General features: G+C 69.8%; 4 protein-coding genes. All 4 read left to right on the forward strand.

Translation table 11 applies throughout. The annotated features are described in order from the left end of the window. The first annotated feature begins 53 nt into the window (after window positions 1-53). Window positions 54-770 carry a phosphoribosylanthranilate isomerase gene (locus B8460_RS02110; RefSeq protein WP_084623130.1) on the forward strand — a complete coding sequence of 239 codons (717 nt, stop codon included), beginning with the start codon at window positions 54-56 and terminating at the stop codon, window positions 768-770. A gap of 20 nt (window positions 771-790) precedes the next feature. Further along, window positions 791-1,957: a tetratricopeptide repeat protein gene (locus B8460_RS02115; RefSeq protein ID WP_048859917.1), complete on the forward strand. Its 1,167-nt coding sequence runs from the start codon at window positions 791-793 to the stop codon at window positions 1,955-1,957. A gap of 215 nt (window positions 1,958-2,172) precedes the next feature. After that, window positions 2,173-3,417, forward strand: a complete 1,245-nt coding sequence (locus B8460_RS02120; RefSeq protein ID WP_048859918.1) for a heme-binding protein — start codon at window positions 2,173-2,175, stop codon at window positions 3,415-3,417. A 258-nt stretch (window positions 3,418-3,675) separates the two neighbouring features. Beyond that, the coding region (locus B8460_RS02125) for a glycosyltransferase family protein (protein WP_148360256.1) at window positions 3,676-6,185 on the forward strand (2,510 nt) is incomplete at its 3' end.

Below are 6,185 nucleotides of genomic sequence, written 5' to 3' on the forward strand. Positions count from 1 at the left end.
CACCGCCGCCGCCGATCCCGCCGCCGCCGCCGCCGCGATCGTGGGAGAGCTCGATGCCAGCAGCCGCGCCGGATGAGCCTCCGCCCGGGGATGACCCGCCGAACCCCGCCCTGCCGCGGCGCGGACGGCGCACCACGCGCATCAAGATCTGCGGCCTGAACGACGAGGCGTCCGTCGATGCCGTCGCCGCCGGGCGGGCCGACTATGCCGGGTTCGTCTTCTTCCCGCCCTCGCCGCGCGTTGTCTCGGCCGAGTATGCGGCGGACCTCGCCGCCCGGCTGCCGGCCGGCATCCACCGTGTCGGCCTGTTCGTGGCGCCGAGCCAGGCGCATGTCGCGGCGGTGCTGCGCGCCGTGCATCTCGACGTGCTCCAGCTCTACAGCGCCGCCGGGCCGGCCGATCGCTGGCGCGCCTGGTTCGGCGCCGAGATCTGGACCGCGCACGGCATCGCGCGCGCCGACGACCTGCCGGACGACGCCGACGGCGCGGACGCGCTGGTGATCGAGGCGAAGCCGCCGCCGGATGCGACGCGGCCGGGCGGCAATGCCCTGCGCTTCGACTGGACCCTGCTGCCGGGCTGGCGGGCGCCCGCGCCGTGGCTGCTGGCGGGCGGGCTGACGCCGGAGAACGTTGCGGACGGCATCGTGGCGTCCGGCGCACGCGGCGTCGACGTGTCCTCGGGCGTGGAGACCGCCCCGGGGGTCAAGGACCCGGGGCGCATTGCCGCGTTCATCACCCGGGCCCGCGCGGCATTTGCCGCCGGGCAGTAGCCACGGGACGGGAGACGCCGATGTTCGACGCGCTGCGCAACTGGATGGCGGTGCGCGCGGAGCTGCGCGCCGAACGCGCGCGGCGCGCGATGCGCGAGGTGACCGACGGGTATCTGATCGAGGAGAAGCTGGAGGCGGTGTTCCGCTTCCTCCACGCCGGCTATCGCGAGGACGCGGAAGCCGCATTCGACGCGCTGGACGCGGCCTATCCGGGCATGATGGTCGGCAACCCGGGCGCGGTGCATGCCTTGCTGCAGCTCGGCCGGATCGACGCGGCGGAGGAACTGGTCGCGCGCAGCCAGCGCCGCTTTCCCGACGACCGGCGCTTCGCCGAGCTGTACGGCGCCGTCGGCGATCACCGGTCCGACCTGCAGGAGCGGCTGCGTCGCTGGCGGGCCTTTCGCCGACGCTATCCCGCCTATGCCAACTCGTTCATTCACGAGGCGCATGCGCTGGAGGCGGTCGGCGACCCGGCGGCGGCCGAGGCGGTGCTGGCGCAGGGCGTGCGCACCGTGCCGGAAGAGGTGCGGATCGCCATCGAATACGCCCAGCGCGCCGACCGGCGGGAGGATTGGGCCGCGTCGCTGGAGCGCTGGACGGCGGTGCGCGACCTTCATGACTATCACCTGGCCCCGGTGATGATGGCCCGCGCGCTGGAGGCGATGGGCCGCCCGGCGGATGCGGCGGCGACGCTGGTGGACGGGCGGCAGCGGCAGCCGACCGAATGCGAGATCGTCGAGGAACAGGCGCGGCTGGCGGAGCGGCAGGGCGATCTGGCGGCGGCGGGCGGCTTCTGGCGCGAGGTGGTGCGCGACTTTCCGCACCGCGCCCATGCCTATGTCGAGGGTACGCGGACGCTGATCGCGGCGGGCGACGTGCCGGGGGCGGAGGCGCTGCTGGCCGCGGCGATCGGCCGCACGCCCGGCGACCAGGGGCTGCTGGCGCAGTATGCCGACCTCGCCACCACCCGCGCCGAGTGGGAGGCGGCGGCGCTGCGCTGGGGCGCTGTGCGGGCGGTCGCGCCGGACGATTCGCTGGCGATCGTGCGCGAGGCGCAGGCGCTGCACCTGCTCGGCCGCACCGACGAGGCGCAGGCGCTGGTGGCGGACGCCGCCGCGCGGATGCCGGACGATGCGATGATCGCGCAGGCGGTTTCGGTCCTGGCGGCGGCTCGGGCGGCGGGCTGACGGGAAGCGGCCGCGCGGAGCGACGGCGCATCGCCGTCATACGGTTACTTTACATAACGATACGGCAAAATCACGACCGTCCGGCGAGAGGCAGAGCGCCGCACCGGTCCGGCGTTGAAAGTCCGGCCCATACGGTTTCATTTTAATTGACACCGGACCGGTTCCGAATCGTATATGGGCTGGCAGCCAACGCGCGACGCTTCGGAGAATGCAGCATGTCCGACACGCACCTCGCCCCGCCGACGATCGCCCTGCCTGGCAATTTCCGTTTCGATCAGGTGCCCAGCATGCCCCCGGCAGCCGGGCGGATGATCGAGGCGTTGACCTCGGCCCCGTCGCTCGGGCCGCTCGCGGCCTTTACAGGCACGTTCAGCGGGACCGGCTTCAACATGATCTTCCGTCCGCAGAGCACGTCGACGCCCACCGTGCTGCCAAAGCCGGCGCACGGCCCGTCCGACAACATCCTTGAACTGAACCTCACGTCGGAGAGTCTGGCGTTTTCGCCCAGTCTGGGCAGCGTGCCCAATCGCGGCATGGTCCAGGGCGACATCTTCCTCAACGGCGTTCCCTACTTCCAGACCATTTCGGATGTTACCAACGGGACGCCGATCGGCGTCCACGCCGAGCCTGGCCTTTGGATGTCGGTGCCGACGACGGGTGACCCAACCGAGCCTGCGACGGTGGTGCGCATGGCATCGATCCCGCACGGAACAACGATCTGCCTCCAGGGCACCGCCCTCGGGCCGATCGCCGGTCCGCCGACGATCGCGCCGGTCGATCCCACCCCGTTCTTCGACGCAACGAGGGCGCCGTTCCGCTTTCCCAGTCAGACGGCGGCCGACAACGCCACGTTCCGCATCCCGCAGGATCTCGCTCCCTTCATCGCGGCGGGGACCATCACGCAGCAGATCCTGGACGATCCCAACACGATCCTGCGCAGCCACATCAGCGGCCAGAAGATCGTGCAGACGACCGTGATCGAGGTCGCCAGCGCGCCGGAGACGCCGGCCGGCCCGCTCGCCGTTCCCGCGATCGGCGGCGGCACGGACAGCATCGCGTTCCTGACGGGCAATGCCGGCCAGCCCAACGCCGCCGTGCCCGTCCAGCAGCCGGGCCCCTCGAACCGGACGCTGCCCGGCGTCAAGGCCATCTTCTGGATCGAAACGGTCGAGCACACGATCCTCGTGCCGATCTTCACGCCGGGGCAGGAGCCGCTGCATGTCCAGGCGGCCCCGCATCCGGTGACGGGTCAGCCGGGGCCGATTTTCGTCCTGCATCCGCCGATCCCGATCCCGGTGCCGCGCCCGATCACCGTGCGCTCGACGCAGATACAGTACTCGCAGGTCGTGCTGTTGAACTTCAACGGCCTGTCGTGGCCGCATGTCTCCGTCGCGACCCTGACGCCGTCGTCGCCGGTCACGGTGCCGCCATCGGTCTGGGAGAAGCTGCCGACACCCTAGCGAGCGCGGCGTCCCGCGCGCGTATCGAGGACGGGTCCGACGTGATCGAACCCAACGCCGCCCGGTGCGCCCATGTCGGCGCGGCGCCGCGCGGTCACCTCACGGCGGCCCGGGCGGCGGGCTGAACGACTGGCAGCATGGCCGTCCCGGCGCGGCTGGCCTTATCCTTGACGTCGCAACGAGTCGCGGCGGGACAGAATGACGAACCCCATGCTCGGCCACGCTGGCATGCAGCCGGCGGACAGGGCGCGACGCACGATGCGCATCGCGCTTGGGCTTGGGCGGCATCAGCCCCTGATCTGGCTACCGGAGGCGCTGTTGATCGCAGTGCCGATCCTGGTGCACGGCCTGACCCTGTGCGGGCTGTTGTCCGAGAACCCGCTCTGGCTGTCCACAGGCCTAGGCAAGGGATGGCGGTCGCTCGGGCTGATCGGCGGGCTTCCAGGGTGGATCGACGGCAACGCGGGCGTCACGGTACAGGCGCTCGGGCGGCTGGCCATGCGGGACTGGGCGCACGGGACGATACCCTGGTGGAACCCCTATTCCGGCATCGGCCTGCCGCTTGCCGGCGAGATGCAGCCGGCTGCCTTCTTTCCGCCGTCGGTGCTGCTGGCACTGCCGTCCGGCGTCGTCCTGCTGCGAATCTTTCTGCAAATCGTCGCCGGGCTTGCCACCTGGGCGCTGCTGCGCGGCCTCGGTCTTTCCGTCCTGGCGTCGGTGACCGGTGGCGTGCTGTTCGAACTCAACGGCACGTTCGCGTGGGTTCAGGATTCGGCGATGCTGCCGGTCGCGTTTCTCCCGCTGATGCTGCTCGGCGTGGAGCAAAGTCGCGTGGCGGCCACGCAAGGAGTCCGGCGCGGCGGCTGGCGGCTACTCGGCGCGGCCATCGCGCTGTCGATCCTCGCGGGGTTTCCCGAACGCACCTATCTCGATGGGCTGCTGGTAGGTGCCTGGAGTTTGCTGCGTCTCTGGCAGTCGCGCGGTTGCCGTGGGGTGCTGGCGCTCCGGCTGGCGAAGGCGGTGACCTTTGCGCTCGCTCTGTGTGCGCCGCTGATACTGGCGTTCCTGCTTTTCTTCGGCCAATCCACCGTTGGTCTGCGTGATTTGAGCCATGAGACGCTGTTGCCGGCCAACTGGCTGATGCTGCTGGCGCCTTATGCCTGCGGGCCGATTTTCTTTGGCGATCGATGGGAGCTTTGGTACGCGATCGGCGGCTATATCGGGACGCCCGTGGTGTTGCTGGCATTCGCTGGCACGTTCGGGCGTGCGGAGCGGGCGCTGCGCCTGCTCCTGGCTGCATCGGCCATACTCGTCCTGAGCAAGTGTGGCGGGATGCCGGTGCTCACTGCCGCGTGGAATGCGATACCGATGATCCGGCACGCGCATTTCTGTGTCTATACCAGCGATACCTATGCGTTCTGCGCCATCGTGCTGGCCAGTTTCGCACTGGACGAACTGCGGGCGCGTGCCCCGACGCGTCTGCTATGGGCGGCGTTTCTGAGCGGATCAGCGATCGTCGCTGCGATCGCGTGCGGTTGGACGACATTGCAGGCGCTGAGTACCGTTCCAGGTGGCAGGCTTTGGCTGATCGGTGCTCTGGCTTGGTCGGTCCTCATCACCGGCGCGATCACTGGGCTGGCGCTCGTCGGTCGCCGCAGGCTGGTGGCGTGTCTGCTTTGCGCCGATGCGGTGGTGCAATCTGGGCTGCCGCTTCTGGCGGGCACACCGCCTTCCGCCCAGCGACTCGACCTCGCGGCCGTTGGATATCTCCAGGCTCATTTGGGACTGCAACGCTTCTACACGCTGGGACCGATCCCCCCGAATTACGGTGCCTATTGGGGCATCGCGCAAATCAACCACAATTACGCGCCGGCGCCCAAGCTATGGACGGCCCACATTCGCTCGCGGTTGGATCCTACTGTCGATGACGTGACGTTCGATGGCTCGTGGCCGCTACCTGCGGAAGGGCACCCGAGCCATGCTGATTATCTGCTGCGTAACGAGGCCGCATTCGAGACTCTCGCCGTCCGCTACGTGGCCGCATACGCTGGCTCGCATCCTTTCACCTCGCTGTCAGCGGGGTATCGGCATGCGAAGGCGGAGGAGCCGGTCCCGCTTCTACCCGCCTCACAGGTCGAGCTTCGGCCGGCGCCGCTCGAGAAAGCCTTGCGGGCGGGGCGCCTCGCGCTCCGCTTCGGAACTTATTTAGGCGCGAGTCGCGGCGCAGTGCGGGCGCGTCTCTGTGCCGGCGAGGTCTGCGCGGATGCGACGGCGGACCTCGGCACGGCGCGCGACAACCAGTGGCTCGAGATGCCGCTGTCCCAACCTATCGCGGTCATTGCCGGCCAGCCGCTTCGGCTGACGCTGGTGCATCCGGACGGAACGCCCGTCGCGATCTGGTCGTGGTGCTGCCGGGCCGGTTCGGGGCACCAGTTCCAGCCTGATTTCGGTCTTCTGCCGGCAGACGCCCCATCCCTGGTGTTTTCCAGCGAGCGGGTGGACCTCTATGAGTTGCCCCATCCGGCACCCTATGCCAGTGCGCGGGGCTGCGCGTTGCGCGCGGTGGCGCGGACCGATTTCGTGGCCGAGTGTACGATCGCCTCGCGACTGCTGCGGCGCGAGCTTTTCTCTCCGGGGTGGCGGGCCAACGTCAATGGCGTCGCCGCGACCATCGGCGCGGACGACATATTTCAGTCGGTGCCGCTTCCGGCCGGACGGTCGGAGATACGGTTCAGCTACGCGCCGCCGGGCTCGACGCCAGCCGGCAT

Source organism: Acidisphaera rubrifaciens HS-AP3, from assembly GCF_000964365.1.
Classification (GTDB): domain Bacteria; phylum Pseudomonadota; class Alphaproteobacteria; order Acetobacterales; family Acetobacteraceae; genus Acidisphaera; species Acidisphaera rubrifaciens.